The sequence below is a fragment of the Mesorhizobium sp. M1328 genome (genome assembly GCF_040318075.1).
GTDB lineage: Bacteria > Pseudomonadota > Alphaproteobacteria > Rhizobiales > Rhizobiaceae > Mesorhizobium.
On record NZ_JAMYLO010000011.1, the window covers coordinates 164,123 to 191,027 of the forward strand.

The window sequence follows — 26,905 nt, forward strand, 5'->3', positions numbered from 1 at the left end:
TTTCAAACTGAAGCACGCACGAGTTTACGCCGAATCAGGCGCCGTTGCTTTGCTGTCCACATCATGATCTTCAGGATAAGCCGGTCGGCCCTGCTTCCAATCGTCGGCGGCGCGACGTAGGGCGCACGCGCCAGCCGCAGCGTCCATCGGACGTGGAAGCCTCGCAGTCCACTTTCCTGCAAATGTTGCGCGACCCAGTCGAGGAATGCAGCGCGGGCAGGGTGTTTCCCCATGTGGTCGTAGACCCCTCGCTCAGCCGCCGCCGCCGATGTCGAACCGGAATACTGCCGGTAGCGTGCCAGAGTTACAGGCGTAACAAAGACGGGAAGACGCAGGAATAGCTTCGCCCACAGAGCTTGGTCTTCATAGAGATCGAAGCGCTCCTCAAAGCCGCCGACCGTGCTGACCGCGCTCCTCCGCAAGAGCACCGAACAGGTACACGGAACGTGACCGTTCTGGATCAGCAGAAGTCGCCTTAGAAGCCGCGGGGGCTGATGCAAACGGCCGGCAAGCCCGTCCGTCGGCTCGATCCAGTCGGGGCGCTCACCGTCTGGATACCACCATCTCGTCGGCCCGAAGATCATTGCGGCTTCCGGGTTGGCATCGGCTGCCGCCAGAACCGTCCGGAGCATATGCGGTTCGTACAGATCGTCTGCATCCAGGAAGGCAAGCAAATCGCCGCTGCCGGCCTCTATTCCGGCGTTTCTCGCTGCCGCCGCGCCACGCTTGGATCCGGGAGGCCTGTTCAGCACCTTGATCCGAGGATCGGTTGCTGCAACATCATTGGCGATCCTGACACTGTCATCCGTCGAGCCATCGTCGACCAGCAAAAGCTCCCAGTCCGCAACTGTCTGGGCTTGGACGCTAGCGATCGCTTCGCCCAGAGTTGCCTCCGCATTGAGGAAGGGGGTTATGATCGTCACTCGCGGTAGGGAAGTCATCGCCGAAGCCATCCTTTGATACTTCGCTTGATCACCTTGCGGCGCTCGCGCGCAAGCGCTTTCCAGATTGCTGAACGAATGCGGAAAGAGGCGCCCTTATCCGCCATTGTGCGATTTAGCCATTTGAGAAACGTGATACGCGCGGCCTCGACAGTGCCTGCCTCAGCGCAGGCAACAGAGCAACTTTCAGAATGCTGGCGGTATTTTGCCCAGGTCCGGCCGGACACATAGGCGGGCGCGAATGCGAGCGCCTTGGCAAAGAACGTCTGGTCCTCGAACATCAGGCGAAAGCTGTTCTCGAACCCCCCAAGCGTTGCGAATAAGCTTGAACGCATCAGGGCATTGCAAGGTGTCGGCGTCTGGGCCTCGTTCTGAAGCAGCAGCTCAAACAGCATGGGCGGCTCGTATCGGGTGTCTGGTTCGACGCCGAGCGGGTAGTAGAAGTCCGCGCGGTCAGCAGCCTCTTGCCAGCTATGCCAGATCAGAGTCCGGCCATAGATCATGCCTAGCGCCGGATCGCTTTCCATGATGGAGACCTGTTCGGAAAGCTTTTCGGGCAGCCATGCATCGTCTGCGTCGAGAAATGCGACATAGGCGCCGCGCGCTTCCGTCAGTCCACGGTTGCGCGAGGCGCTGATACCGTGATTGCCATTGTCATGGTGAGACAATAGTCGCACCTTGCCCGGCAGCCGCTGCTCATAACCGCGTATGATGGCGGACGACTGGTCAGTCGAGCCATCGTCGACAACGAGGAGTTCCCAGTCGGTGAAGCTTTGACCTACAATGCTGTCAACAGCTTCCCGGAGATAACTCTCACCATTGAACACGACTATAATTGCCGTGACACGCGGCTGTCCGCCTGAATTGTCAGCCATGGCATAGCACCATGCGCCGAAAGTCAGCTTCACCCCAATCGGCGACCGTAACGCGCGGCAATCGGAAAGGGTCGACGCGAGGCCCAGCTTCGCGCGGCAGGGTAGTTACTGCATAGTCCATGCCGGCAGACCTTACGGCGTTGGCGGTGCTGCCATCGAAATCTCCAAACGGGTATGCGAATCCCACCACCCGCCGTCCTGTAATCTCCTCGCATTTTTGGCGGCTGCCTGAAATCTCGCGTTCAAGATCGTCCCGTTTCAGTAGCGGCAAGGATGGGTGCGTACAGGTGTGGGCGCCGATCGAAACGCCATCGGTGTCGGCGAGCTGCCGCAGCTCCGAATGCGTCATGGCGCGATCGCGCCCTCGGGGACTGGCGTCGGTTCCTGCCCATCTTGCCAGCCGCTCCAGGGCCTTCTCGCGTTCGTGTGCACTCAACGGCTTCAGCAGTGCGTGCAAGTCGAAATGGAGTGTCGTGCGGTTGATCGCGTTATTGGAGTCCGCCGGCATTGCGTCCTCCCAAACGCGCCAGTCATAGTTTCGGCCAGCGATCTCGATCTCCAGAGTGTTCGGGAGAGCAGGCATCTCCAAAATGATGCGGGATAGAATGTCCCACCAGAACACTGAGGGATCGGTGATCGCATGGGTGGTGACGAAGACAGTCGCAGGACGGTTCATACGCCGCATGATCGGCACGGCGTTTTGGAGGACATCCGCGTAGCCGTCGTCAAAGGTGATTGCCACCGCATTTCTCGGTGACCGTCTCTCGCCAAGCCGTTGCGCCAGCCATTGCAGGGGAACAATGTCCCGCGCTTTCGTAAGAAGTTCGATCTGGCGTGCGAAATTTTGCGGCGAAACCGCGAGTTCCCAAGGATCGACGAGCGGTTCTGCGACGCGGTGATACATCAGCACGATAGGTCGACCGAAACCGGCAAGCAGGCGCCCCCGTCGCAGGAATTTGCTGACAGTTTGACGCGCTGTCACGGCGCCGCTCATCGCCTGAAAGCCCGCGCCGCCACTATTACCGGACAATAGGGGTCGTGCACATCAAGTAATGCCGAATTCAGCTCATGTTCCGCCAGGCCGTAGAGGAAGGCCGTCGCAGAATACGCGTTTCCATAGTGGCTGACTTCGACGTTCTTCGCCCCGAACCTGTCCGACAGAAGTCGCCTTAGGGCAGCCGGAGTTATCGACCAGAACCAGCTCTCGCCCCATTCTCCCCTGTCAATCGGGCTGACCCAAGGCACTGTAATCAGGAGTACGCCTCCCGGCTTCAGGATCCGCCACAGGGTTGCGACTGCAGCAGGTAGATCGAAAAGAAGGTGCAGGGTCTGGGTGAGTACGATACAATCGAAGGTCTCGGACGGCAGATCGTCGCTAGTCGCCAGATCACCCACGAAGGTTGTCAACGGGTGGCCGTTATAACGGTTCAGAACATCGCTTGCGGTAACCCGACTGCCTCCGAAACGCATCGTATAGGCGTTGTCGCCGATCTCCAGGACCCTTCCGGATATGTTCAACGAACAGGACGCGAGGAAAGTCTCGACATAGCGGCGGTCCAATGGCTTGCCGCGATCAAAACCGAACTCCGTGCTGAAGGGTACGGTACGCTCGAGGTCACCGAACCGGGCGCTCGAGCGGTGCCGACTTGACCGGCGCCTGAGACGATGCCGGAGCATCACAGCGGTCTGCAACGGCGCTGCAAGCGAAACGGCGATCGTGCTGCTGAGTTGACCGGCGAGTGAAGAGCGGAACCGAAGCGCTGTACCAAGCTGTCCCAGTTGCTTGTCCGTATAATAGCACTTCCATTTTTCGACACCCTGACGGTAGGCGGCCGCCCAATCCGGATTGGTCTGCGCGACGGCCCGCTGCCGGCGAAGGACCTTCAGCGCCGCGCGCAACATCATCGGATTGCTGTTCGACATATTCGTTGCGTGCCGACGGTAATCTGCCAGGTATTCCGGAATGCAGGCCACCTTGTTCGCCCGAGATAGGCGAAGGTAGACGTCGTAGTCCTCGCAAGCCCGCAGTGACCGGTCAAATCCGCCGGCGGCTTCCAATGTCCTGCGGCGATAGAGCACCGTCGCATGCATTCCAATCAGGTTGTCGGTCAGGAAGCATGCATACGGATCCTCGCCCACCGACCTCAGTGGTACAGTATTCCTGACTGCACCGGCCTCGTCGATGTAGCGGAAGGCACCGTAGACCAACGCGCAATCGGGATTGTCGTGAAACAAGGCAAGATTGGTGGCCAGCGCTACCGGGCGCAGCCTGTCGTCGGCATCCAGGAAGGCAATGAATTCGCCGCGCGCTGCCGTCATCCCGGTGTTACGGGCAGCGGCCAAACCCTGGTTTTTTTGGCGGATGTAGTGGACGTCGTCATATCGACGAACAACACTTTCGGGATTGTCCGACGACCCATCGTCCACAATGATGATCTCATCCGGCTTCACGGTCTGGTTGCGGACGCTGTCGATCGCTTCGGCAAGGAACCGCGCATGATTGTAGGTGGTGATGACAACTGAAACGCTGGATGCAGCGGGGCGGGTGGTCATCTCTCACCCGCTCCGTTTCGGCAGGTCGGGTAGCCGGCAAAGGTCAACCAGCCGACAGATCGCCGACATGCTTCCTCGAAGCTGACAGCCGGCTGGTATCCGAGCTCACGCTCGGCCTTGCGCCATGGAAGTTTCGTCTGGCACTGGTGCAAAAGTGCACGCTCCTCCGATACCATGACCGTTGGGGCCGTAGTCGCACCGGTCGCATTGCGTCCTGCCTTCCGCCACTCGGCATAGCCTGCCTTCAGTCCGCTGCGAACAGGCCTTGGCAGGCTTCGGACAAGCCGCCGATATCCTTGGCTTTCCTTCAGTCCTTGTTTCCATCTCGGAGCAAATGACAATGGCGCTGAAGCCGAAATCGCGGCCAGGTCGAACCCCAGTGCCTCGGCGATCGGTCGGCAAAGATCTGCCCAACTGATCTCTTCCCGGTCTCCGATCAGATAGGTTCGCCCAGAGGCCTCGGGCACTTCGATGGCGAGCTTGATCGCGTGAATGACATTGTCGACATAGGCGCTGTTGCAGATGCCACGACCGCCATCCACCAGGTAGGCGGAACCGTCAATGAGCTCGTCGGCAAAACCACCGGTCCAACTGGAGCGTGGGCCAAAGACAATTCCGGGCCGCAGCACCACTACCTGCACCGCGCCGTCGCGTGACAGTTGCCCGAGACGGCGTTCGGCATGAATCTTCGCATTGTTGTACTCGATCGTCTGATCGTCATGCAGCGCGCTCGTTTCGTCCGTCCCGGGCGGGGGCGATTGGCCATGAACGGAAGCGCTGCTGAGATAGATCAGACGAAGCACGCCGGCAGCGGTGGCTGCACGATAGACGGGCTCGATAGCATCGACGATCGTGCGGGCGTCACCGGCAACTGCATGTACGACGTACTGACAGCCCGTAAAGGCAGCGGTAAGAGCCTGAATATCACGCGCATCCGCCACCATTGCGTCAATCGCAAAGCGAGACAGACTGGCGAAAGCATCCGGCCTGCGAACGATCGGCCTCACATTCGCCCAGCCGGAAAGTTGCAGCAACTCCACGGTGCGGCAACCTATGAAACCGTTGGCGCCAAGCACTGCAACAGTGCCGGTCATTGTCTGGTCCCGGCGGAAGCAGCGACATGGAGCAATTCTTCGGGACCGAGCCACGGCATGTCCATCAGTTTCCGTCTGGCATAGCATCCTTCGACCAGATCGACCACATTGCGCCCAACACTGGCCGGCACGGAAAGGGGGGCCCCATTTCGGACCGCATCCACCAAGCCCGAAATCTGATCGCAAAATGCATCGACAAAATCGCGCGACCGGCCGTCGGCATTGGTGAAGGAAACGCAGCCTGTCGTGCGACTTCCATTCAAGGCGACCTCGACAGTCTCGGTCTCATTGACTGTCCAGGAAATCGAGCCACGTTCGCCCTCAAGGCGGTACAGATTCGGGCGAGCCCAATCCCGGCTCAACCTGACCGTCGCGTCGAAGCCGTCAAAACGCAGCCGGACAAGGCAGTTCGCCTCGACGCCGCCCATTGCGTCATCGGCGTAGTGGATTTCGTCGGGTTCTCCAAACCACCAGGTCAGGAGGTCAAGGCAATGCGTGCCGATATCCTGAAGCACACCACCACCGGACTCCGCGAAGCTGAAATAGCTCATCGAAGCCACCGGCCACTGGAAGGAGCCGCCCTCGAAACAACTGACGCTTCGTAACCGTCCGATCATTCCGCCCTCCAGCATGGCCTTTATCGACCGCGTCGCAGGGAACTGCCTTCTGACGAGCCCTGTTGCCACATGAAGATTGTTGGCTGCCGCTGCCGCAAGGATACGAGCCGCCTCGGAGCTGCTCGTGGCCATCGGCTTTTCGCACAGAACATGCATCCCGGCTTCCAACGCTTGTGTCGACTGATCAGCGTGATATCCAGGTGGCGAAGCAATGATCGCAATATCGGCGTCCATAGCCAAAAGGCCGTCGAAACTGGCCGCAACCTTGGCTGAGGGCAGTCGCGCCTGAACGAGTGCGGCCTGCTTCGCATCTGGATCGAATATCCCCGCGACTGCAACTTGGCCTCTGCTTTGAAGGCGTGAAAGCGCTTCCGCATAGTAGAGCTTTGTGACGGCTCCACATCCGGCCAAAACGAGCCGGACCGGTTCATCTTCCCGGAGTCCTGCAGGCCGCTGCTCGGTTTCAACTAGGATGGACAATCCTGCCTCCCTGTCTTGCAACGAGCCGCAGCATACGACCAATTGTCTTGAGTGAGGGATCGAAGCGGAACGCTTCGCTCATCTGCGCCAAGCATCCAGCCCAATCGCCGGCGCCGAACAGTCGCCGCGCAGTCTCGAGAGCGCTTAGCGCATAGGTCCGCCGGGCCGACGCGGCGACATCGTCCGCAAGCTCGGTTGGAAGATAGCTCTTGAAAATATCGATCGCCATTCGCGTGTAGGCCATGTCCTCGGCACTTCGGATATGGCGCCCTGTGTTCGATTGGGGGTGCATCCGATAAAGTGCAAGGGCCTGCGGTTCGTACCAGACAGGAAATTGAGAAGCGATGCGGACCCACATCTCCCAGTCTTCACTGCATTTGAGCCGCCGGTCGAAGGCGCCGAGTTCTTCGTAGACCGCGCGGCGCACCACGATTGATGGCGTCATGATGTGCTGTTCCAACGCCAGTCGAACCGCCGCATTCTCGAGCCGTCCGGGGCTTGACTGCATTACAGGCGGGATCGACAGCTCCTGTCCGTGGGCATCCATGAAGATCGCCCGGCAGAATGCCGCGCCTGTACTCGGGTCCGCATCGAAGCCTCGTCCGAGCAATTCGTAGAAGCCGGGGCGGACGGCGTCGTCGCCGTGCAGGAGATGTACGAGTTCGCCCTGGGCACGATCCAGGCAGGTATGGAAGTTGCCGATATGCCCTAAATTTTGCGGCTGGTGGAAAAAGCCAACGCGGTTCCCACCGATTTCATTCAAGACTCTTTGCGGATCATCGGAGGAACAGTCGTCAACCACCTCGATTTGCATTTGAGCCGGGCCGGGGTCCTGCGCCAGCACACTTTCCAGCGTTGCGGCAAGAAAGCAGGCGCAGTTATAGGCGGGGATCATCACTGACCATTTCGGGCGAGCAGCCTTCCGTGGCAACGGCGAGATCGGATCGCGATACTCGAAGTCACGGATCGCCGTCATCTCTGGAGCACCGAGGACTTCAGCAGGTGCAGCCCCAACCTGACAATGTCGCGTTTGGCCACGTCACGTCCGATACCACCGCTGCGAAGGCTCCGCAGGAAGCACGATCTGGCCGATGGCAAATCGCCTTCTACCAGATACCGCATTGACCATTCATAGAAGTAGCGGGAGCAGCCGCCGCGGGCAGAATTTGCCCCCTGCGTGTCCATGACCTGCGCCATGCGCCGGTAGAATCCTTCGATCGCGTCCAGCTTGGGTCGGTTTGGCAGTGCCGATATGAGTCCGCCCGGATGCAGACGGTAGACACCTGCTATCTCGTCGACAAAAGCGAGATCTGCTGTCCTTGCGCAAAGCACATACAGCGGCCAGTCAGTAATCGGAAAGAAATCAGCATACCACCACGGCACATTTCGAACGCACGCGGTTCGCATCATGCCGGCGCAAGTTGCGAAAGGATTGCCTTCCCAGATATCCCTTTGCGTCACGATGGGTTTCTGGTCCGCCCGCGTCCACCGCGTCGATGTGAACTCATCGCCATCCGCCACGACTGCATTGTAGAATATTGCGGAGAGTTCCGGGTGCGCGTCGAGATGGGCCGCCTGATCTTTCAGCTTGGTCGTGGATGTCCACAGGTCGTCGCCATCGAGGATCGAGACGTAGCGCCCACGCGCCATCCGGAGTCCTCTCGCGACGACTTCGTTCGATCTCACATTACTGCCGGAATAGATCGCCGACAGCCTTTCAGGATGGTTGGAAACATATCGCTCGACAATCTTCCGGGTTCCGTCGGTCGAAAAGTCTTCACTGATCAATATCTCGACACCGAAATCGGCCTCTTGCATGAGAGCGCTGTCGATTGCAGCCGCCACGTAGCGTGCGTGATTGTAAGTGACAATAAGGACGGTCACGCGAACCGTTGACTCATTCACCTTCCGCTCCGCAGTGCATGCCGCCCGCCTATCTCAGATCACGCCGATCATTGCTGGCTCTAGATCGCGTGAGTTGCCCTCATTTCCGCAATTCCACCATTGGCCTCAAACCAGCGCAATGTGCGCACGAGACCCTCTTCATAGGGCACTTTGCACGACCACCCCGGCAGGATTCTTCGGCATAGGGTCAGGTCAGGACGCCGGTTGGTCGGATCCTGCGGCGCCGGCTCACCATGAACAATGGTCGTTCCGGGAATGAGGCCCGCAACATACTGCGCGATCTCAAGCACCGAAATTTCCCGGTCGTTTCCTACGTTGACTGCTCCCACATGATTGAAGTTCTCCAGCCAGAACAGCCGTTCGAGCCCATCGACAATATCGTCGACATAACCCCAGCTGCGGGTTTGGAGACCATCACCATGGACAACGATCGGCTTGCCGGCCAACGCATTGGCGATAAAGTTGGAAACAGCACGCCCATCATCGGCTCGGGTGCGCGGGCCGTAGACGTTAAAGAGCCTGGCAACCCGCACATCGACGCCGCGGACACGGTTGCTTTCGAAGAGGAGCGCCTCGGTGCAGCGCTTGCCTTCGTCGTAGGAAGAGCGCGGGCCCGTACAGTCCACTGACCCCCGATACGTCTCGGGCAGCGGGTTGACCAACGGATTTCCATAAACCTCCGAGGACGACGCAAAGCAGATTCGCCCATCCTTTTTGAGCAGCTTCAAGAGCCGCATAGCGCCAATTAGATTTGCTGAGACGGTACGCTCGGGCTCCCGCATATAGACCGGCGGCGACGCGGGCGAGGCAAGATGAAAGATCTCGTCGAATTGGAAATCGGATTTGAAATGCTCCACCTCGGAGCGGACCAGCACTAGGCGTTGATCTCGGATATGACCAACGTTTTCTGCTCTGCCGGTCCATAGGCTGTCGACCACAACCAGCATGTCCAAATCGTTTCTTTTGAGAAGCCGGTCGACCAGGTGCGACCCGATGAATCCTGCTCCTCCAGCCAGCAACAGCTTCTTCATCTCATGTCTCGAAGGGGACATAGGCTGTCCGAATTCGTGTCCTCGTTGGGCATTGCAAGCGTCCCTTCTTCGGGAAGCCGCGTCAAATAGGCTCCGCTTGGTCCAAGCTTCTCGTCCATTACAGCAAGATTGCTGAGCACCACGCGGTAGTCGGCTTTCTCGGCGGAATCCGCAAACTCATGAATAGAGTAGTTCCAAAAATTTCTTCCGATCTCCGAGCCGTTTTCCCCTGAGCTGCGGTCCTCGCTTTCCGGTTGGGGAAGTGCTCGCTTCACCTCGCGCAGGAAAATGGCCGCAAATGCGGCAACGAGTTTCGCGAACTGCACAGGTGATCGCCAGAGCATTTTGGTGCAGTTCCTGGCGACAGCAGCAAATCGGCGCGTCACCAGCCCAAGCTTGGCAATCTCGACATCGGTGCGGAAGATCGCATCCAGCAGGACCGGCTTCACCGCCTCTGTGCAGCGGGCAAGTACGCTCTCGAGCACCATCCGACGCGAGATGAGCATTCGCACGAAATCTGCCGACATATTCCCTGGCGTTCGGCGGTATCCGACAAGATGCTCCTCAACGACGCCGAAACGGTATTTGGAGGCAATGCTCTGTTGGATGAAGAAGTCCTCGCAACCCTCTGCACCGCTCTCGCGCAGTCGCGAGGAGTAGCCACCCATTTCGAAGAGAACATCGCGCCGAAACATCACCGAACTGCCGTTGCCGATGAAATTTTTTCCGAGATGCTGCATGAACACCCATCCATTTGGGTGCGTCTGCTTCGGCGTGATGATCACCATATCATCGGCGTCAATCGTCCGGTAAAGTGTGTAGACAAGCCCTAGATCATTGCCAGCCGCAGCGAAAACACGCAGCTGCTTTTCGAGCTTGGTCGGGTGCCAGAGATCATCGGCGTCTACAGGCGCTATAAAGATGCCTTTGCTTGCCCGCACCCCCGCATTCCGCGCCGACGCGACGCCACCATTCTTCTGTTGGAGCAATTTGATGCGCCCGTCGCCATCAGCCAGTCGTCGAACGATCGATGCTGTTGCGTCGGTCGAACCATCGTCAACGACTATTATTTCCATATTTTCATGCGTTTGGGCGAGCACGGACGCCAAGGTACGCTCGATGAATGGCTCCGCGTTGTAGGCAGGGATGATAACCGCCACGAGCGTGTGGGCAGAGTGCTGTGAATTGCCCGGCAAATCCGCCATCCCTAGTCGCGCCCGAAGGAAGAGAATTGCGATCGCCCCCATATTGGCCAGAAATGATTTTTGGACGAGATATCAATTAGACAATCAGGCAGCCTGAAGTTCGCAGAGACCTGACGAGAGATTGACGGACGGAGTGTCATCCAAACCCTTCTCCGTTGGTGTGTGCAGGCGTCCGCAAAAAAAACCATTGAATCTCTTTGCTTTTCAGCATTCTTCGTTGCTGCTATCCGCCGCAACCTCGGCACAGAGTTGCTGGGATCGGTCGTTCACGCATATATTAGCCGAAACTACTATTCGCGCCAAGGAGCTGAAACCGATATAGCGACGGCGGTGGGCTCTATCTCCGCGTAAAAAGGTGGAACCAAGTCCCGGGCCGTCGTCCACTTCAAGTGCTCCGGCGCCGGCAGCAGCTCGCGGGCTTCGTCCTCCGTCTGGCAGGGGAGGTGTGACGATGAACGCCGTAACAATATTTAATCAGTTAGTTCGCGACCGCCGCTCCTGGTGGGGCCTGTAGCGTAATTGTGATGGTGTCACCCGGAGCGAGCAGAGTATCTTCGGTCGCCTCGATCGTCGCTGCCTTTCCGTCATTGGAACGGGTTACACCCATCATAACCCGGCGGCCCCCTTCGGCCAAAAGGTCGCTGCGCAGCTGCCTCACGTAGGCGATTTGTTTGGCCAATGAATCCATCTCAGCGCGCATTTCCATCATCGCCGCGCTTTCAGTCTGCAAGTCAGCCAACAGGTTAATTCGACTCTGGTCAGTAAGCTTCTCAAGGCTGCGCTGCAATTCCCCTTGGTCGCGTTCAAGTCGAGAGATCTCAGCGTTGGTTTGCAAAGCGCGGGTCGCCGACAAGAGCACTGCGCGTTGAGCATCGTTGATCATGGTGATCTGGATCAGACCTTTTTCGAAGAGCTTCTTGAGGCGATCAAGTTCAGCCGCATCCGCTGCCGCGCCAGCTCGATCCGCCTTCTGCTGCTCCTTCAGGTAGCCCATCCGTTCCGCCGCCTTGGTCGTGGCCAACTTGATTGAAGCGCCCTCCTTCTCCTGATCCACATAAAGAGCTTCAAGATGCTTCTGTTCCTGCTGCAAAGCTTCGTCGCGACGGGGTTCGAGGCTCGGGTCACGTTCTGCGTCCGGAACCTCGATCGCCCTGGCGCCGCTCAGCTGCGCCTCTATGCGAGCAGCCTTGATTTGGCTTTCCTGATACTTGATGCGCAGAACGTAGAGGCGGCCGCCAAGGTCCGCTACTGTCAGTTCAGGGTTTTCAACCTCGCCGCGACCGAGCTTATAGCCGCCGCCAGCAGCCACAGCTTGTCGGACAGTCATTCCTGGTCGGAAGGCCTGAGTCCCAGGAGAGGCAATGTCCCCGTCGATATAGACCGGTCGGTATTCCTCAATATCGACTATAATCTGATCTGGATAGAACCCGGTCCAATTCTCAGTGCCGTCAGCGGATCGTTGCGGAAGGGACTTCGGTTTTAGGACCTCGATTACCTCCTTGCGAACATCCTCTATTGTCTTCTGGCGAACCTTTAGGGGGCCCAAGACCGGCAACACAATTATACCGCTCTGGTCGATCACAGCTCGCTTTTGCATCTCGGGATAGCCTATGACCGCGAAGCCGATCACGTCGCCAGTCTGCAGACGGTACTCGTCGACGTTGTACTCCTGTGCTAGGGCAGGGCCATTCGACAGATTCGCGTAGACGAACAAGAGTAACAAGCATGCGAGCGCGGCGCAGCTGCCTGCTCGCCAGCGCACCGATCTATTCAACATTCGCGCTCTCGTGTGTTCGAACGGCTGACAGTCATACACATAACCAACCAATTCAGCCCCTTGTCGCAACGCATTTAATGGATCGAGCAGTTGCGGATCGAGCAGCATATCAGCTGCTCCAACCTGTCATGAAAATATCGAGTTCACTGTGTCCGCGGTCACAGCGAGTGTCGCCGATATGCCTCATTTATCGCAGGTAAAGCTCGGTACAAAAGTCGCACAGGCGGAAGAGTTTGGACGGGATCGACATAATGGACCATATGGTTAGCGCCGTTCCCGCAGGGCCATCGCTGAAGCTCTGGCGTGTAGCGGCAGGTGAGACGGACACCTATCCCCGGCCAGGCAGAACCATGGAGTGGGACATGGCGGCTGGCGACGCAGTCCTTCGAGTTGCTGGTGGCATCGTCGTTAATCTCGAGGGACCTACAACAAGGGGGCGCCAACGATCAGATGTCAATTTCGCAAATCTTGTCGCTTACGGCGACGCAGAATTCTACGTCGGAAAAATTGGGCTCAGAGGCTCGGTGTAGTCCCCGATTGCTCCACGAGCACGCCGCGGATGGAAAGCACGCCTCGCTCTGTCGATGGAGGATCGTGAAGAGGGAAAGCGTGAGATGTTGCACGATATGGTGGCCACGAATGGAACCCCGTTCGTCTCCAACGGAAGATTGACCCACCTTAAGCGACTTGAGGCAGAGTCAATCCACATTTTCCGCGAGGTGGCGGCGGAATTTCAAAACCCGGTAATGCTCTATTCGATCGGCAAAGACTCGTCGGTAATGTTGCATTTGGCGCTCAAGGCGTACTTTCCGTCGCGCCCGCCCTTTCCGCTACTTCACGTCGATACGACTTGGAAGTTCAAGCAGATGATTCAGTTCCGTGACGATGCTGCCGAGTGCGCGGGCATGGATCTGATCGTCCATACCAACATGCAGGGCTTGAAGGAAGGGATCAACCCGTTCACTTACGGCTCTTCCACTTACACAAACGTTATGAAAACCGACGCACTCAAGCAGGCCTTAACCAAGTACAAATTCGACGCAGCGTTTGGCGGGGCTCGACGCGATGAGGAGAAAAGCCGAGCCAAGGAGCGCATCTTTTCCTTTCGAACGGAAAATCACAACTGGGATCCGAAGACCCAGCGCCCGGAACTCTGGAACGTTTTCAACGGGCGGATTCGTCATGGGGAGTCCATCCGTGTGTTCCCTCTTTCCAATTGGACCGAGCTCGACATTTGGCAGTACATCCTGAAGGAAAACATTCCCGTCGTTTCGCTCTATTTCGCGGCCAAGCGTCCGGTCGTGTGGCGCCAGGACGTGCTGATAATGGTCGATGATGACCGGCTGCCGCTTGAGCCCGGCGAAATACCGGAAATGAGAATGGTGCGCTTTCGCACTTTGGGTTGCTACCCGCTGACCGCCGCAATTGAATCGGATGCGTCGACGGTTGCGGAGATCGTCTACGAGATGCTGTTTGCTCGAACGTCCGAGCGCTCTGGGCGTCTAATCGATCACGACGAGTCAGGGGCGATGGAAAAAAAGAGGCGGGAGGGATACTTCTGATAAACGCGATACCGATAGACCCCGCAGCGATCAGCCAGTACCTGGAGCGCCATGAAAGCAAGGACCTGCTTCGCTTCCTGACGTGCGGAAGTGTCGATGACGGAAAATCGACACTGATCGGACGCCTGCTTTACGATGCCAAACTGCTTTTTGAGGATCAGCTCGCGGGTCTGAGACGCGATTCTCGTAAGCACGGAACAACTGGAGATGACATCGATTTCGCGCGTCTGGTGGACGGTCTGGAAGCGGAGCGTGAACAAGGCATCACCATCGATGTCGCCTATCGATTCTTTTCGACCCATCGCCGCAAGTTCATTGTCGCTGACACGCCTGGCCATGAGCAATACACGCGCAACATGGCGACCGGGGCGTCGAATGCCGACCTTGCCGTCATTCTCATTGACGCGCGGAAGGGGGTCCTCACGCAGACACGCCGCCATACTTTCATCGCGTCGCTGCTTGGGATCAAGCACCTCGTTGCCGCAATCAACAAGATCGACCTGGTGGATTACTCCCAGAAGGCCTTTGATCGGATTGGCGCTGACTATCAGACTTTCGCCGCGGACCTTGGCTTCAAAACGATACTCTCCATTCCGATGTCGGCACGCTTTGGCGACAACGTGGCGGAGCGGAGCGCCAGGTTGGCGTGGTATGAAGGGCCGACGCTCATCGAGCACCTCGAAACCGTCGATGTGGTCCGCGATGAAACAGCCGGCCCATTCCGGTTGCCGGTGCAATGGGTCAATAGACCGAATTTGAACTTCCGTGGTTATTCGGGAACAATCGCATGTGGCGTGGTCAACGTTGGGGATCCAGTCGTTGTCGCACAGTCCGGTTGCACGTCCAGGGTCAGGTCAATCATCACCTATGACGGCCAGCACGAATGGGCGGCGGCTGGCGAAGCGATTACCTTGGTTCTGGAACACGAAATAGATGTTTCGCGTGGTGACATCATTTGTGCAGCTGCCAGCCGCCCCGAGGTTTCTGATCAGTTTTCGGCCCACGTGATCTGGATGAGCGACGACGAGCTCATCCCAGGGCGGACCTATTATCTCAAGATTGGCTCGCGCACTGTGGGTGCAAGCGTGATGGAGATAAAGTACAAGGTCGACGTGAATACGTTTCAAAAATTGGCGGCCAAGACGCTCCACCTAAACGAGATCGGCGCACTTAACCTGTCGACGCAGGAGCCGATCGCGTTCGAGCCGTATTCGTCCAACCGCGTTATGGGTGGTTTCATCATGATTGATCGGCTGTCAAATCAGACGGTCGGTGCCGGAATGATTGTTTTCGCCCTGCGTCGGGCATCCAATATTCATTGGCAGGCAGTGGAGATAAACAAAGCCATACGATCGCGCCTGAAAGGTCAGAAACCGGTCATCTTGTGGTTTACCGGTCTTTCGGGGGCGGGCAAGTCAACGATTGCTAACCTGGTAGAAAAGCGCCTCGTCTCAATGGGGCGGCACACATATCTTCTCGACGGTGACAACGTTCGCCACGACCTCAACCGTGACCTTGGTTTCACGGATGCGGACCGTGTCGAGAACCTGCGGCGCGCCAGTGAGGTGGGGAAATTAATGGTCGACGCCGGCTTGATTGTCTTGGCGTCGTTCATATCGCCGTTCCGGGCCGAGCGCAAAATGGCCCGAGAGCTATTTGCTGCGGGAGAGTATGTCGAGATTTTCGTGAGTACACCTCTCCACGTGGCCGAGAAACGGGATCCAAAGGGACTGTACAAGAGTGCGCGTCTAGGTCGACTTAAAAACTTCACTGGCATCGACAGCCCCTATGAAGAGCCAGAGTCGCCGGAAATTGTGCTGGCGGCAGGGGTGAGCGCGTCGGAGGAGCTGGCCGAACAGGTTATCAACTATCTCGCGCATCACGGCTACATCGACCGATGAACCGCGCTTTTCAGCCAAGTGCCACACGTCCGGCGCTATCACTTGGGGGAAGAAGGCATCTTCGACCAGATCTGCAAGCTGACCCAATGGGCAACAGGGTATCATGACGATCGCTCGCGCCGTCGCCGCGCGGTGGCGGTTCAGACAGCCGAGCGTCATTCCGGGTTTCGGATTGACGCTCGGCTTCTCGTTTGCCTACCTCACGCTCATCATCCTCATTCCCCTGTCCGGGCTGATCTGGCGCTCGGCGGCGCTCGGCTGGACCGACTTCTGGGCGATCGTCACCGATCGCCGTACCATCAACGCGCTTGAAATCAGCTTCGGTACAGCCTTCATTGCCGCCGCCATCAACGTCGTCTTCGGCACGATCGTCGCCTGGGTGCTAGTGCGCTACAGCTTTCCCGGCCGCCGCATCGTCGATGCCATGGTCGACCTGCCCTTCGCGCTGCCGACGGCGGTGGCCGGCATCGCGCTGACCACGCTTTATGCACCGAATGGCTGGATCGGAAGCCTGCTGGCGCCGCTCGGGATCAAGGTCGCTTATACACCGCTCGGCATCGTCATTGCGCTGGTCTTCATCGGCTTGCCCTTCGTAGTGCGCACTGTCCAACCGATCGTGGAGGAGATCGACAAGGAGGTGGAGGAAGCCGCCGCCACGCTTGGCGCCAGCCGTTTTCAGATCATCACCCGCATCCTGTTTCCGGGCCTCGCGCCGGCCATCATCACCGGCTTTGCACTGGCCTTCGCACGCGGTGTCGGCGAGTACGGCTCGGTCATTTTCATCGCCGGCAATCTGCCCTACAAATCCGAGATCGCGCCACTGCTGATCATCATCCGGCTGGAGGAATACAACTATCCGGCGGCAACCGCGATTGCAGCGATCATGATGGTGCTGTCATTCTTGATGCTCTTGATCGTCAACCTGGCGCAGTCATGGAGCCGCAAGCGTTATGGCTGACGTGGCCATCGCATGGCCGATCGGGAGCGACACCGCCGACCAGCGAGCGACCGGTCGCGCGCTACCTGCTCATGGTCGACCAGGCATCGAGCAAGGGCTTCGGCCATTTGGTCGAAACGCTGGCCATCTGCGCGAGCACAAGAAGGAAGGCCTGAGTGGCATTGGTCGCATGAGGCGCGGCCGCCATATCCGCCGAAAGCGTCCTGGCAAAGGTTAGGGTGCGTTTTTATTCGCATCTCCTAATATTTGATCGCTCTGACCCGTTCCGATATGTTATGATGGTTAACGCGCTGAGGGCTGAATAGCCACGGAGCGCGTCACGCGAGCGGCTGCGAGTGGGACGGCGATGTCCTTTTTGCTTTTTTTGCGCGGCCTTATCATAGTACTGGTGGCATTCGCCATCAGTATATATTTGCTTACCGCCTCGCTCTGGAGTACGTTTGTCCAAACGTTAATTTGTGGGGTCTTGATACAGATTGGGTACTTTGTTGCTGTCATGCTGCTAGTGTGGCGCTCGGTCTCCAAAGAATCCGTGATTCCGAAGCCAAATACCCCACGCGATGAGTCCGAAAGGGAGCAACTGCCGAGCCACTTAGTGAATAAGGTGGACCACTCTCCGCCTTTATAGGCTCTGGCTGTTTAGATTAGGACGATCAGCAGGATGACACCCCACATCACGATACAAAATGTGACTGCAACCTGTCTTATTCGGGCACCTGAGAGGCGTTCCGCGAGGCGCCAAATGCGCCCAGAACTCTTACGGTGATCGATATCGCGCGGCGGTGATCGACGAGTCATTCCAATCGACGTCCCTGTTTCCGCAGGACAGGCTCAACCTAGGCCCGGAATCTCTTGCTCAGATGTTTTGCCATTTGGCAATACGACCCGATTTCTTCCTTTAATTGGATCGCATGACGTGTAGCGGAATTGCAGACAGCATGGGCCGCGTGAGTTTCATTTATTGCAATCCGAGGTTAAGATTTTGCGTCTTTGGCGAGGAGCGACTCCCCCGGCGTCGATACTGAATTTCGAGACAGTCAGACAATGTGGTATAGTATTTGTCACTAGCGATACGCTGCCAGTTTCATCCCACGGGTTTGAAGGCTTATGCTCCGCGAAGTTGAAAATCAGCACCCGGATTCTGCCTTCATATTTGGCGATCCTCAGTCGGCAACGATTGATCTCGAAACACTCGTGGCGGCAGCGCGACGGCAGTTGAGGTTCGTCCTTACATGCGCTCTCGTAGGCCTTGTGCTGGGGCTGGCGTATCTTCGGGTCGAGGTGCCCTTGTACGAGTCGACGTCCAGAATCCTGATCGACAAGAACCAGCCCTCCGTCGTGACGAAGTTAACAGAGAGCGGAAGCTCCACCCAGCTTGACCCGATGATGCTGAGCCAGGTCGAATTGTTGCGTTCCGACCGCATCGGGCTAAAGGTCGTTGACAGCCTCGGTCTTGCTACCAATCGCCCTTTCTTGTCAGCGCCGTATTCGTTGCTCAACAGTCTCACAGGATCGGTCGCTCGGGTCGTGCGGTCATTCATCGGCAGTTCCGACGAAAGCGGAGCGCCGGTGAAATCGAGTGCGGCGCGAGGACCCGATCCTCGGTGGCAGGCATTTGACATTCTGGCTGAAAATATAACGGTAGAGCGTGTAGGCGATTCTTACATTCTGCAAGTCCAATTTTGGTCGCCTAGCGCTGAAATGGCGCAAAAAATAGCCAATAAGTATGCGGAAATCTATATCTCTGACCAAGTCGGAGCCAAAGATGAGTCGATTATCCGAGCTCGCAGTGCACTGGCGGAAGAGCTCGAGACAGTGCGGAAGCGATCGGTCGACGCCGAGCTCGCAGTCCACAGGTTCCGAACAGACAATACGCTGACCAAGGAAACGCTGGTTACCTTGAGCCAGCTCGAACTTGAGGCGTCCTCTCTCAAGTCGCAATATGAACAGGTCCTGCAGCAGTACCAAGCGAGCCTGCAGAACCTTTCGATGGCGTTGACGGAGGCGCGGGTTATCTCGGAGGCACCATACCCCAGCAGCCCGAGTTCTCCGAACAGCCGTCTTTCGTTGGCGGTCTGCGTCGTGCTCGGCGGCATGATTGGCGCCGGTGTGGGCGGAATTCGAGAGTACCGGGAGCGCTTTTTCCGCACGAGGGGTCAAGTGCGCGATGAGCTCGGACTTGACACGCTCGGAATGATCCCGTTGCTGGACGGAAAGCCAATTCGCCGAAACAAGCGTGATCGTGCGACCGAAGAGCCGTCATTCATCGAGGTGGGGAACAGCGCTTTCAACTGGGTAGAGCAACATCCGCGCTCGGAATTCGCTGAAACGATGCGAACGGTGAAAGTCGCCGTTGATGTCGAGTTACCAGGGAAGAGCACCAAGGCGATCGGCATCGTTTCCTGCCTCCCGGGAGAAGGGAAGTCGCTGGTCGCGGCTAATTTTGCGATGGTTCTCGCTATGCAGCATTGTAGGACGCTGTTGATCGATGCCGACATCCACAATCCGGGCTTGTCCCCTATGTTAGCCAACGGCTGGGAACGAGGCCTGGCCAACTTGTTGGCTGGACAGTTCAACGCGAGAGATTTGCTGGCCCATCAGTCATTGCCATTGCGGTTCCTGCCCGGCGTGAACCAGAGCCAACAAAAGCTCGCAAAGACCGTGCAGCCTATCGAGAAAATGGGCGACTTTCTGCTCAAGGCGGGCTCTACGTTCAATTACGTCGTCGTTGATTTGCCCCCGTTGGCTCCAGTCGCGGACGTGAGGTCCTTTGTCCAGCACCTCGACGGCCTTATTCTGGTTGTTGAATGGGGCGTGACCGCTCGTACATTCGTGCGCGAAAGCCTCAACAACAATCCGATCCTTGCGGATAAATGTATTGGCGTTCTGCTTAACAAGGTCGATCTCAAAAGAATCAAGCTGTATCAAAAGTTCGGCAGTGCCGAATTTTACAGTGAACGTTATAGTCAGTATTACCAGACTTAGTTGTGGAGCAAGCATTGTTTTGTCTTACGTTGAAGCCGGATGATCTTCCTTCGGACCTCGCGAGTGCCCTGGCGGCACTGCGGGCTGAACGCGAAGCACGCCGACAAGCCGAAGCGGTGGCTGCCAGCGCGCAGGCGAAACTATCGGATACCGAGGCGCTGATTGCACATCTACAGCTTATGATCGAGAAGCTGAAGCGCGAGAAATACGGCCAGCGTTCCGAACGCACGGCGCGCCTGATCGAGCAGATGGAACTTCAGCTCGAAGACCTCGTGACCGCGGCGAGCGAGGATGAGCTTGCCGCGGCCGCTGCGGCGGCGAAGACCCAGAGCGTGCGCGCCTTCGCGCGCAAGCGACCAGTGCGCGTAAGCCCTGGCCAGAGACTATCGAACGCGAGCGCGTCGTCGTCGAGCCTCCCACCGCCTGCGCCTGCTGCGGCGGATTCCGGCTGTCCAAGCTGGGCGAGGACGTGACCGAGACGCTGGAGGAGATCCCGCGCCGCTTCAAGCTGATCGAAACGGTGCGCGAAAAGTTTACCTGCCGCGACTGCGAGAAGATCACCCAGCCGCCGGCGCCGTTCCATGTCACGCCGCGCGGCTTCATCGGTCCCCAACTGCTGGCGACAATCCTGTTCGACAAGTTCGGCATGCATGCTCCACTCAACCGCCAGAGCGCGCGCTTCAAGGCCGAGGGGATCGAGCTGCCGCTGTCGACGCTGGCCGATCAGGTCGGCCACGGAACCTTCGCCGTCATGCCGCTCTTCCAGCTGATCGAGCGCCATGTGCTCGCGGCCGAGCGCCTTCATGGCGACGACACCACCATTCGCATCCTGGCGAAGGGCAAGTGCGCGACCGGGCGCATATGGACCTATACGCGCGATGACCGTCCCTTCGCCGGGCCTGCGCCGCCGGCGGCGATCTATTACGCCTTGAGCGACCGGCGCGGCGAGCGTCCTCAGAAGCATCTGGCCGGGTTCGCCGGCATCCTTCAGTGCGACTGTTACAGTGGCTTCGAGCCGCTGTTCGACCCGCAGCGGAAGGAGCAGCCGATCACGCCGGCCTTTTGCTACGCCCATGCGCGGCGAGGATTCTTCGAATTGGCCGACATCGCGAAAAAGGCCCGGGATGGCAAGAAGGGCAAACCGATCTCCCCGATCGCGCTGGAGGCGGTCAGGCGCCTCGACGCACTGTTCGAGATCGAGCGCGCCATCAACGGCCGCAGCGCTGCCGAGCGGTATGCCGTGCGGCAGGAGAAGAGCTAACCACTTCTCGACGACATGCACGCCTGGTTGCTCCGCGAGCGCGATACCCTCTCGCGCTCTTCCGAGGTCCTGAAGCCAATCAATTACATGCTCAGGCGCTGGGCCGACTTCGCCCGCTTCATCGACGACGGCAGAATCTGCCTCAGCAACAACGCGGCCGAAAGAGCGCTGCGTGGCATTGCTCTGGGAAGGCGCAACTGGACCTTCGCCGGTTCCCAGCGCGGCGCCGACCGCGCCGCCGTTATGCTTACCCTCATCACCACGGCACGCCTCAACGACGTCGACCCAAAAGCCTGGCTCGCCGATGTCCTGGCCCGCATTGCTGATCTTCCCGCTTCGCGTCTGCACGAACTACTGCCTTGGGAATGGAAGCGCCTGCGCGAAGCCGACAAGGCCGCCGATCAGCAGGCCGCCTGACCTTCACGCATCGCCATCATAGAGCCCGCCGCGCGCACGCGCGTGTCCCAATCATGCGGCCTTCGTCGTATGCGTACGGTGTTCGTCGGCAAGGACCAGCAATACAATCGTCGCTTCCTCCAGCCGGTGGCCTGCGCGCTGGCATCGGGCTGGGAGAAGGGCCAGGTCGAGAACCATGTCGAACAGGTGAGATGCGGAGCCGTCAGAATTCATGATCGGCCCGGCTATCTTGGTCGCCAGTCCTTTTCCGGTCCTTACATTCCGCCACCCAACACCGCCGTAGCGCGGACACGCAAAGCACCCTGCGAATAGGCCTGCAGCATATCCTGTCGTGCCTGCATTCCGATCTTCTTGCGGAGCGTTTCATCGCCCCCGAACACCAGTGCTTGCGTCACCGCCATCTCCGCTGAGGGAACAGTAAGCTTCAGCATATTCTCTCCATCCTTGCCGTAATCCCGGATACCGCCGACGTCGGTCGCGATCACCGGAAGGCCGGCAAGCATCGCCTCGGCGACGACGATGCAGAACCCTTCCGTATCGGACAGATTGATGAACATGTCACGATCACAGGCTAGCTCGAACCAGCGCGCGACATAGCCACGGAAATGCACGCGATCTCCAATGCCGAGCTCATCCGCCTTGCGCGAAAGCGCCTGCCGTTCCGGCCCGTCGCCGTAAAGATCGAGGCTTGCAGAAACGCCGCGGTCTTGGAGCATTCGGATGGCCTCGATGAGGCGGTCAAAGTTCTTCAGCGGGATAAGCCGTCCGGCAGCAGCAAGGCGCAAGGGTGTGTGAAGCGCGTAATCGCGCTTGTGGCTGGAAGCCTCATCGGAGCAAAACAGAGGCACGATATGCGACCGGCGCCTGCGCGGCAGGAAGTATGCTTGCGTCTCCTGCAGCGTACTGTCGCAATCAGCCCAGATTTCGTCGACGCGCCAGGACAGCGCCTTGAGCACAGGGCCATAAACGGCTGCGGCGCGCCGGGAGCGGTAGCGGGCGGTGTGTTCGAATGAAACGCAGCGCAGCCGAGGAGCAAACATCGCAGCAAGCCGTCCCACGAGATTGGCCTGTTTGAGCGACAATGCAACCATATCCGGCCGCCACTCCCGGATGAGGCGCAATATTACAAAGAACGTGCCCACGAAGGTGCGCAAGGAAGGCTCTTCACTCTGCGAAGTCAGGATAAGATTGTGCTCTCCGATCTGTGCGGCGATTTGATCGGCAAGAGACCCGCGACCGCGGCAACAGGCGAGAATCTTCAGCTGGTGGCCGCTGAAAAATCCTGCTTGCAGCAAGGTGAGCAGCCCATGCTCGGCGCCACCGGGATCGAATCCGTTGATGAAGTAAAGAATTCGCATGTGACAGTGAAGCGCTCCGATTATCTTGCACCTCGTATCAACTATCGCAAATAACTGCCTGACCCTGTGTGGATTCTCCTCCGTTTGTGGTGAGGGTGGTGCAGGTCGGAAGATCTCTCAGTTCTTACCCGCCTTAAGAGACCTCGCAACCCCTTAATGCCTCCCCAAAACGAGGGCCCATGTTGGACCGGAGACATCGCGAACAGCCTTTCGGGGACCTCACGACCAGTCTGCCATTCTATCGAGAGAGGGTATTGAAGTCCATGGTTTCCATTTTCTGATGTCTGAACCGTCGAAGACGCCGTCTGTTGCAGCCGGGCCAAGGGCGACGGACTTGCCGCCAGCCTTGCACAGGCGTATGGAGCGGACGGGGACAGAGCTGCTTAACGCGGCGGACGAGATGGCCTGTGGCGTAGTAGAAATGGTTCGACCTTTCGCGATAGTGGCGCTTCGATTCCAGTTTCTTTTCCATCGCGCTGTTGTCTCCGAATGGCGTCCCGACCCCCTCGCGCAAAACGCGCAAAACTATTCGCGATGTCCTCGCACATCTGTTCGCGATGTTTCCAGTCCAAACAGCCGCACAAGGGGAAGGGAAAATTAAGTCGCTGCCCGACGGTGTCCTCATACAGTCATTAGGGATTCCCGGTACTAGCGTTGAGCGCCCCGATATTCGTCGACAATGCTGGTTAGTGAGATACTGGTTCCGGTGAGCCTTCCCAGGAAATAGGCCCCATGCTGCCGTCGATCTTGTGGTCCTCTCCGATCATGCCGTTTCGATGCCTTGCCCAGGTCCAAAGCCCTGCTCGGCGACAGGGGCTACGACGCCGACCGGTTCCGAACCGCCATGGCAGACCGCAAGATCATCGCCTGCAGCCCGTCAAAGGCAAATCGAAAGGCGCCTATACCGCACGATCCCGCGCTGCCAGAGCAACTTCACCAGATCGCCGCGCTTGCCTCGAAAGGCAAACAACGCACCAGAATGCCAGCTTTGCTCCAGGATTTTCTGGGTCAGCACCGCCAGGTTACGACACCGGCTACCTCGCTGAAAGAGTGGCAATCATCCTGCCCAACTAGAGAGGTGCGCAAGGCGGCCTTTAGGCCTCGCTCACACTATTGTTGCAAGGGCGCCGATCAGACCTCAAGAAGCGGATATCCTCTTTGATCTTGTCAGAAATCTTTCGTTCCAGCCAAACAAATGTTGTCGGGGACGACGGTAGGAGGCCATCAGCGAGAGCGCCTTTGTAGGCCAAGAGAGCGAAGCGATGCTGGCAAGTACTTCGTGATACCGAGCCTCTCCTTGAGCCAACGTCCCTCCTCAGGAAACACCAGTTCCAGGGAGAGCATGACGATGACCAATTCCAAGCCACACATAATCCCGCCAATGACAAGGCGATAGAGCCCATCGGCTTCGCGAATACCCGGCAGTAAAAGTATGGCCCAAGTGCAGGAAGCTGCCAAAGCTGCTACACCCAACGCCTTCATGACCACAAAGGCCTCTTTGACGAGGCGGACTGGATAGAGCGTCGCCAGTACAGCCGCGCTCGCCCAATAGTTGAGTACCATAGCGATACTGACTGCCATCGCGACACCATTGATGCCCCAAGAACTCCCAATGAGCGCTGCGACCAAGACGGAAAAAGCGTAAAACAACTGCCATAGAACAAGTTGCAGGATGGCGCCCTTGGACCTGATGAGCGTCGAACTTGTCTTCCAGGCGATGCGGAAAGGCATTGACAGGCAGAAGAGCTGAAATGGGAGTACGACGCTCGCCCAAGCATTACCGAGCAATACATTGACAAACTCGCTGGAGAGTAAGAACAAATTGAACGAGGCGAGGGAAGACAGCACGAAGACTACGGCCGTACAGAGATAATAGACGCGAACGATCCGCGCCTCCTCCTTCTTGATCGACGAGAAAATGGGAAACAGAACCTGGTCAGCGGCGTTGCCAATAAGCTTGGTCGGCTGCTGCATTAGGTAGAATGCACGCGAATAGTAGCCCAGCGCAGCGGGGCCCAGAAAACGGCCGACCACGAAATAATCCACGTTCATTCCTATATAACTGGCGATGCGTGCAAGGGTGATGCCGCCACCAAAACGCAACAACTTTCGCGCCGACTCGTGGCTGTAGGAAAGGCGAAAGGAGTGCGGGCTGTTCAAGATGTAGCCGACATTCGACACCGCGGTCTGCGCGATATAACCCCAGATCATCGCCCAATAGCCAAAACCATAATAGGCGAGCGCAATCGACACTGGCGTATAGCCGAAGACGTAGCCGTTAAGATCGATCAATGACATCGCTCGGAACTTAAGCGCACGCTGGACCAGCGCACTCGAGACCATGCCCAGTGCTCGCAGCGGAAAGATCAGTGCGACCAACCGCAGCGGCTTTACGATCTCCGGCATATTGAACCCTTGCCCTATCAAGGCAGCGCTGAAGATGATCGCTCCCGCGGCGGCAAGGCCAAGGCTTAGGCTGATGGCGAGCGCGGTCGCAACGTCCTCCTGCCCGACTTCGTCCATCTGCACCAGAGCGGGAGCGACTCCGATCTGTCCAAACACTTCGACAAAAGCACAAACGACCAGCACCGCGGCGACCACACCAAAGCTTTCCGGCGCCAGCAGGCGCGCCAAGATGGCGACGACCCCTACCCGCAGGAAAGAAGAGATCAGAGTCCCTGACGACACCCAGGCAAGCCCGGAAAGTGATCGAGCAGAAAGCGATTTCGAGGTGATCTCGGATGACTTACTCAAGATCCGGCTCCACTGTCTGACGCATCCGAATGCTTACTACCTTTTCCTCGCCGTTTCCATCTGACTAGCCGATGTGTGGCCTGGGATCTTGGAGAGGTTGAAGTTTGGGTGCGTGAGCCCCGGCGCGCATCCCGCGATGGGCTAGACTAGGAGCCTGTCCAGTTAGTCCTGGCGTCGGGCCGTTTCATGAACGATAACCGGCTTAGACGGCGTTGGCGAGCTCTGTGAGGTTGTGGGCGGTGCAGATTATCGCCCATTCGGCGCTCACCTTCTCGATGCCCGCAACAAGAACTGCCTGAACCCCCTTGCTTGCTTGATCTGTCCGAACACTGGCTCGACGATTTGCTTTCTGAGCCTGTACCTGCTTCGCCATCCCGCCCGCTTGAGCTTGTCCCGCATGGCCTGGGTGAGCGGTTCCTTGATCTTTCGTTTGCCTTCGGCGGGGTGTTTGGCTCGTCCGGCTGCGATGTAAGCGCTGGTCTCGCGATCGGCCAAGGCCTGGAGGTTCAGCTCGCTCAGATAACCGCTATCGGCCGATGCTTTCTTCGGTTTGGCGCCGAGATTGGCCTCAATGCCGTCGATCAGGCCGACCAGTTGACGGTGGTCGCTCATGCTGGTGGTGAGCCGGGGCGCGACGATGACCTGGGCCTTGGCGTCGACAGCGGCTTGCGCGTTGTAGCCCTGGATATAACCGTCCTTGGTCAGAAGAATGCGGCTGGCCGCATCGGTAAAGTTGCGTTGTGCTTTGGCGTCGGGCGCGGCGGAGGGTGGCACTGGTGTCTTGCCGTTCTTCTTGCGACCTTCGGTGATGCGCCTTTTCTCGGCCTCGGCTCGGCGCCGCTCCTCCGCCGCGGCGGCGGCTTTCGCTTCTGCCTCCAACTCGGCCTTGTCGCGCGGATCTTGGCAAGCCGCCTCTCCTTGTCGGCCCCCAATCGGGCATCTCATCGCCGCGCTTCGTGCCGTGCAGCTCGTCCTCCTCCGCATCGGCGGCCTCGGCGGCGGCCAGCCAGCGGTCGACTTCGGCCGTGAGCTCCGCTTCCCGCTTCTTCATGCGCTCATAGCTCATCGCTTTGTGTTTCGACGCGTTCGCCTTGATCGTGGTGCCATCGAGCGCGACGTGCCCGAGCTTGACCTGCCACTGAATTTTCATCCGGCTGCAGTTAGAGCCTCGGCGGGTTTTACGCCGTATGGCGCGGGTTGAGCAACGGGTGATCGGCGGAGCTGGTCGGGG

General features: G+C 58.4%; 23 protein-coding genes and 1 pseudogene. 9 read left to right on the top strand and 15 right to left on the bottom strand.

Going from position 1 to position 26,905, the window contains the following annotated elements:
- Positions 1 to 2 precede the first annotated feature (2 nt).
- The 11 genes from NKH23_RS20300 to NKH23_RS20350 form a co-directional block, all read right to left on the bottom strand.
- Positions 3 to 941: a glycosyltransferase gene (locus NKH23_RS20300; RefSeq protein WP_353035248.1), complete on the bottom strand. Its 939-nt coding sequence runs from the start codon at positions 939 to 941 to the stop codon at positions 3 to 5.
- Positions 938 to 1,816 (bottom strand): glycosyltransferase family 2 protein, encoded by an 879-nt coding sequence (locus tag NKH23_RS20305; RefSeq protein WP_352718880.1) that lies wholly within the window; start codon positions 1,814 to 1,816, stop codon positions 938 to 940. The genes NKH23_RS20300 and NKH23_RS20305 overlap by 4 nt, the downstream gene beginning before the upstream one ends.
- Complete coding sequence (locus tag NKH23_RS20310) at positions 1,809 to 2,810, bottom strand: polysaccharide deacetylase family protein (RefSeq protein WP_353035250.1); 1,002 nt, start codon at positions 2,808 to 2,810, stop codon at positions 1,809 to 1,811. Before NKH23_RS20310 ends, NKH23_RS20305 begins: the two co-directional genes overlap by 8 nt.
- Positions 2,807 to 4,369, bottom strand: coding sequence for a glycosyltransferase (locus tag NKH23_RS20315; protein ID WP_352718882.1), 1,563 nt, complete (start codon positions 4,367 to 4,369; stop codon positions 2,807 to 2,809). The genes NKH23_RS20310 and NKH23_RS20315 overlap by 4 nt, the downstream gene beginning before the upstream one ends.
- On the bottom strand, positions 4,366 to 5,463 hold the full coding sequence (locus tag NKH23_RS20320) for an NAD-dependent epimerase/dehydratase family protein (RefSeq protein WP_352718883.1): 1,098 nt from the start codon (positions 5,461 to 5,463) through the stop codon (positions 4,366 to 4,368). Before NKH23_RS20320 ends, NKH23_RS20315 begins: the two co-directional genes overlap by 4 nt.
- The gene (locus tag NKH23_RS20325; RefSeq protein WP_352718884.1) at positions 5,460 to 6,560 is read right to left on the bottom strand and encodes a Gfo/Idh/MocA family protein; all 1,101 of its coding nucleotides are present in this window, start codon (positions 6,558 to 6,560) and stop codon (positions 5,460 to 5,462) included. The genes NKH23_RS20320 and NKH23_RS20325 overlap by 4 nt, the downstream gene beginning before the upstream one ends.
- A complete protein-coding gene (locus NKH23_RS20330) occupies positions 6,544 to 7,536 on the bottom strand; it encodes a glycosyltransferase family 2 protein (protein ID WP_352718885.1) in 993 nt (330 codons plus the stop codon). Before NKH23_RS20330 ends, NKH23_RS20325 begins: the two co-directional genes overlap by 17 nt.
- The gene (locus tag NKH23_RS20335) at positions 7,533 to 8,465 is read right to left on the bottom strand and encodes a glycosyltransferase family 2 protein (RefSeq protein WP_352718886.1); all 933 of its coding nucleotides are present in this window, start codon (positions 8,463 to 8,465) and stop codon (positions 7,533 to 7,535) included. Before NKH23_RS20335 ends, NKH23_RS20330 begins: the two co-directional genes overlap by 4 nt.
- Positions 8,466 to 8,524: 59 nt before the next feature.
- A complete protein-coding gene (locus tag NKH23_RS20340) occupies positions 8,525 to 9,496 on the bottom strand; it encodes an NAD-dependent epimerase/dehydratase family protein (protein ID WP_352706280.1) in 972 nt (323 codons plus the stop codon).
- The gene (locus tag NKH23_RS20345) at positions 9,493 to 10,743 is read right to left on the bottom strand and encodes a glycosyltransferase family 2 protein (protein ID WP_502909201.1); all 1,251 of its coding nucleotides are present in this window, start codon (positions 10,741 to 10,743) and stop codon (positions 9,493 to 9,495) included. The genes NKH23_RS20340 and NKH23_RS20345 overlap by 4 nt, the downstream gene beginning before the upstream one ends.
- A 436-nt stretch (positions 10,744 to 11,179) precedes the next feature.
- Positions 11,180 to 12,586, bottom strand: a complete 1,407-nt coding sequence (locus NKH23_RS20350; RefSeq protein WP_353035254.1) for a polysaccharide biosynthesis/export family protein — start codon at positions 12,584 to 12,586, stop codon at positions 11,180 to 11,182.
- Between the two features lie 152 nt (positions 12,587 to 12,738).
- Here NKH23_RS20350 and NKH23_RS20355 point away from each other — a divergent pair, with 152 nt between their 5' ends.
- The 7 genes and pseudogenes from NKH23_RS20355 to tnpC all read left to right on the top strand — a co-directional run bounded on the left by NKH23_RS20355 (position 12,739) and on the right by tnpC (position 21,562).
- Positions 12,739 to 13,008: an inositol monophosphatase family protein gene (locus tag NKH23_RS20355; protein ID WP_352718902.1), complete on the top strand. Its 270-nt coding sequence runs from the start codon at positions 12,739 to 12,741 to the stop codon at positions 13,006 to 13,008.
- Between the two features lie 84 nt (positions 13,009 to 13,092).
- Positions 13,093 to 14,040, top strand: coding sequence for a sulfate adenylyltransferase subunit CysD (gene cysD, locus NKH23_RS20360; RefSeq protein WP_352718889.1), 948 nt, complete (start codon positions 13,093 to 13,095; stop codon positions 14,038 to 14,040).
- Entirely contained in the window at positions 14,040 to 15,941 is a 1,902-nt protein-coding gene (cysN, locus tag NKH23_RS20365) for a sulfate adenylyltransferase subunit CysN (RefSeq protein ID WP_352718903.1), read from the top strand. The genes cysD and cysN overlap by 1 nt, the downstream gene beginning before the upstream one ends.
- Positions 15,942 to 16,044: 103 nt before the next feature.
- Positions 16,045 to 16,899 carry a sulfate ABC transporter permease subunit CysT gene (gene cysT, locus NKH23_RS20370; RefSeq protein ID WP_352913666.1) on the top strand — a complete coding sequence of 285 codons (855 nt, stop codon included), beginning with the start codon at positions 16,045 to 16,047 and terminating at the stop codon, positions 16,897 to 16,899.
- A 346-nt stretch (positions 16,900 to 17,245) separates the two neighbouring features.
- Positions 17,246 to 17,527: an exopolysaccharide production repressor protein gene (locus tag NKH23_RS20375; RefSeq protein ID WP_352718892.1), complete on the top strand. Its 282-nt coding sequence runs from the start codon at positions 17,246 to 17,248 to the stop codon at positions 17,525 to 17,527.
- Between the two features lie 479 nt (positions 17,528 to 18,006).
- Positions 18,007 to 19,884, top strand: a complete 1,878-nt coding sequence (locus NKH23_RS20380) for a Wzz/FepE/Etk N-terminal domain-containing protein (protein ID WP_352913669.1) — start codon at positions 18,007 to 18,009, stop codon at positions 19,882 to 19,884.
- A gap of 14 nt (positions 19,885 to 19,898) precedes the next feature.
- A pseudogene (gene tnpC, locus NKH23_RS20385) lies at positions 19,899 to 21,562 on the top strand (IS66 family transposase).
- A gap of 254 nt (positions 21,563 to 21,816) precedes the next feature.
- Here the strand turns inward: tnpC and NKH23_RS20390 are convergent.
- Positions 21,817 to 22,857, bottom strand: coding sequence for a glycosyltransferase (locus NKH23_RS20390; RefSeq protein ID WP_352718904.1), 1,041 nt, complete (start codon positions 22,855 to 22,857; stop codon positions 21,817 to 21,819).
- Here NKH23_RS20390 and NKH23_RS20395 point away from each other — a divergent pair.
- Complete coding sequence (locus NKH23_RS20395) at positions 22,753 to 22,974, top strand: hypothetical protein (RefSeq protein ID WP_352718905.1); 222 nt, start codon at positions 22,753 to 22,755, stop codon at positions 22,972 to 22,974. The genes NKH23_RS20390 and NKH23_RS20395 overlap by 105 nt on opposite strands.
- 823 nt (positions 22,975 to 23,797) lie before the next feature.
- Here the strand turns inward: NKH23_RS20395 and NKH23_RS20400 are convergent.
- Positions 23,798 to 23,935, bottom strand: a complete 138-nt coding sequence (locus NKH23_RS20400; protein ID WP_352718895.1) for a hypothetical protein — start codon at positions 23,933 to 23,935, stop codon at positions 23,798 to 23,800.
- A gap of 209 nt (positions 23,936 to 24,144) precedes the next feature.
- The gene (locus NKH23_RS20405) at positions 24,145 to 25,674 is read right to left on the bottom strand and encodes a lipopolysaccharide biosynthesis protein (protein WP_352718896.1); all 1,530 of its coding nucleotides are present in this window, start codon (positions 25,672 to 25,674) and stop codon (positions 24,145 to 24,147) included.
- 12 nt (positions 25,675 to 25,686) lie between these two features.
- Between NKH23_RS20405 and NKH23_RS20410 the strand changes: the two genes are divergently transcribed.
- Positions 25,687 to 25,824, top strand: coding sequence for a helix-turn-helix transcriptional regulator (locus NKH23_RS20410; protein WP_502909204.1), 138 nt, complete (start codon positions 25,687 to 25,689; stop codon positions 25,822 to 25,824).
- Positions 25,825 to 25,938: 114 nt separating this feature from the next.
- Here the strand turns inward: NKH23_RS20410 and NKH23_RS20415 are convergent, their stop codons facing one another.
- Positions 25,939 to 26,553: a transposase gene (locus NKH23_RS20415; RefSeq protein WP_502909202.1), complete on the bottom strand. Its 615-nt coding sequence runs from the start codon at positions 26,551 to 26,553 to the stop codon at positions 25,939 to 25,941.
- Between the last annotated feature and the right edge of the window lie 352 nt (positions 26,554 to 26,905).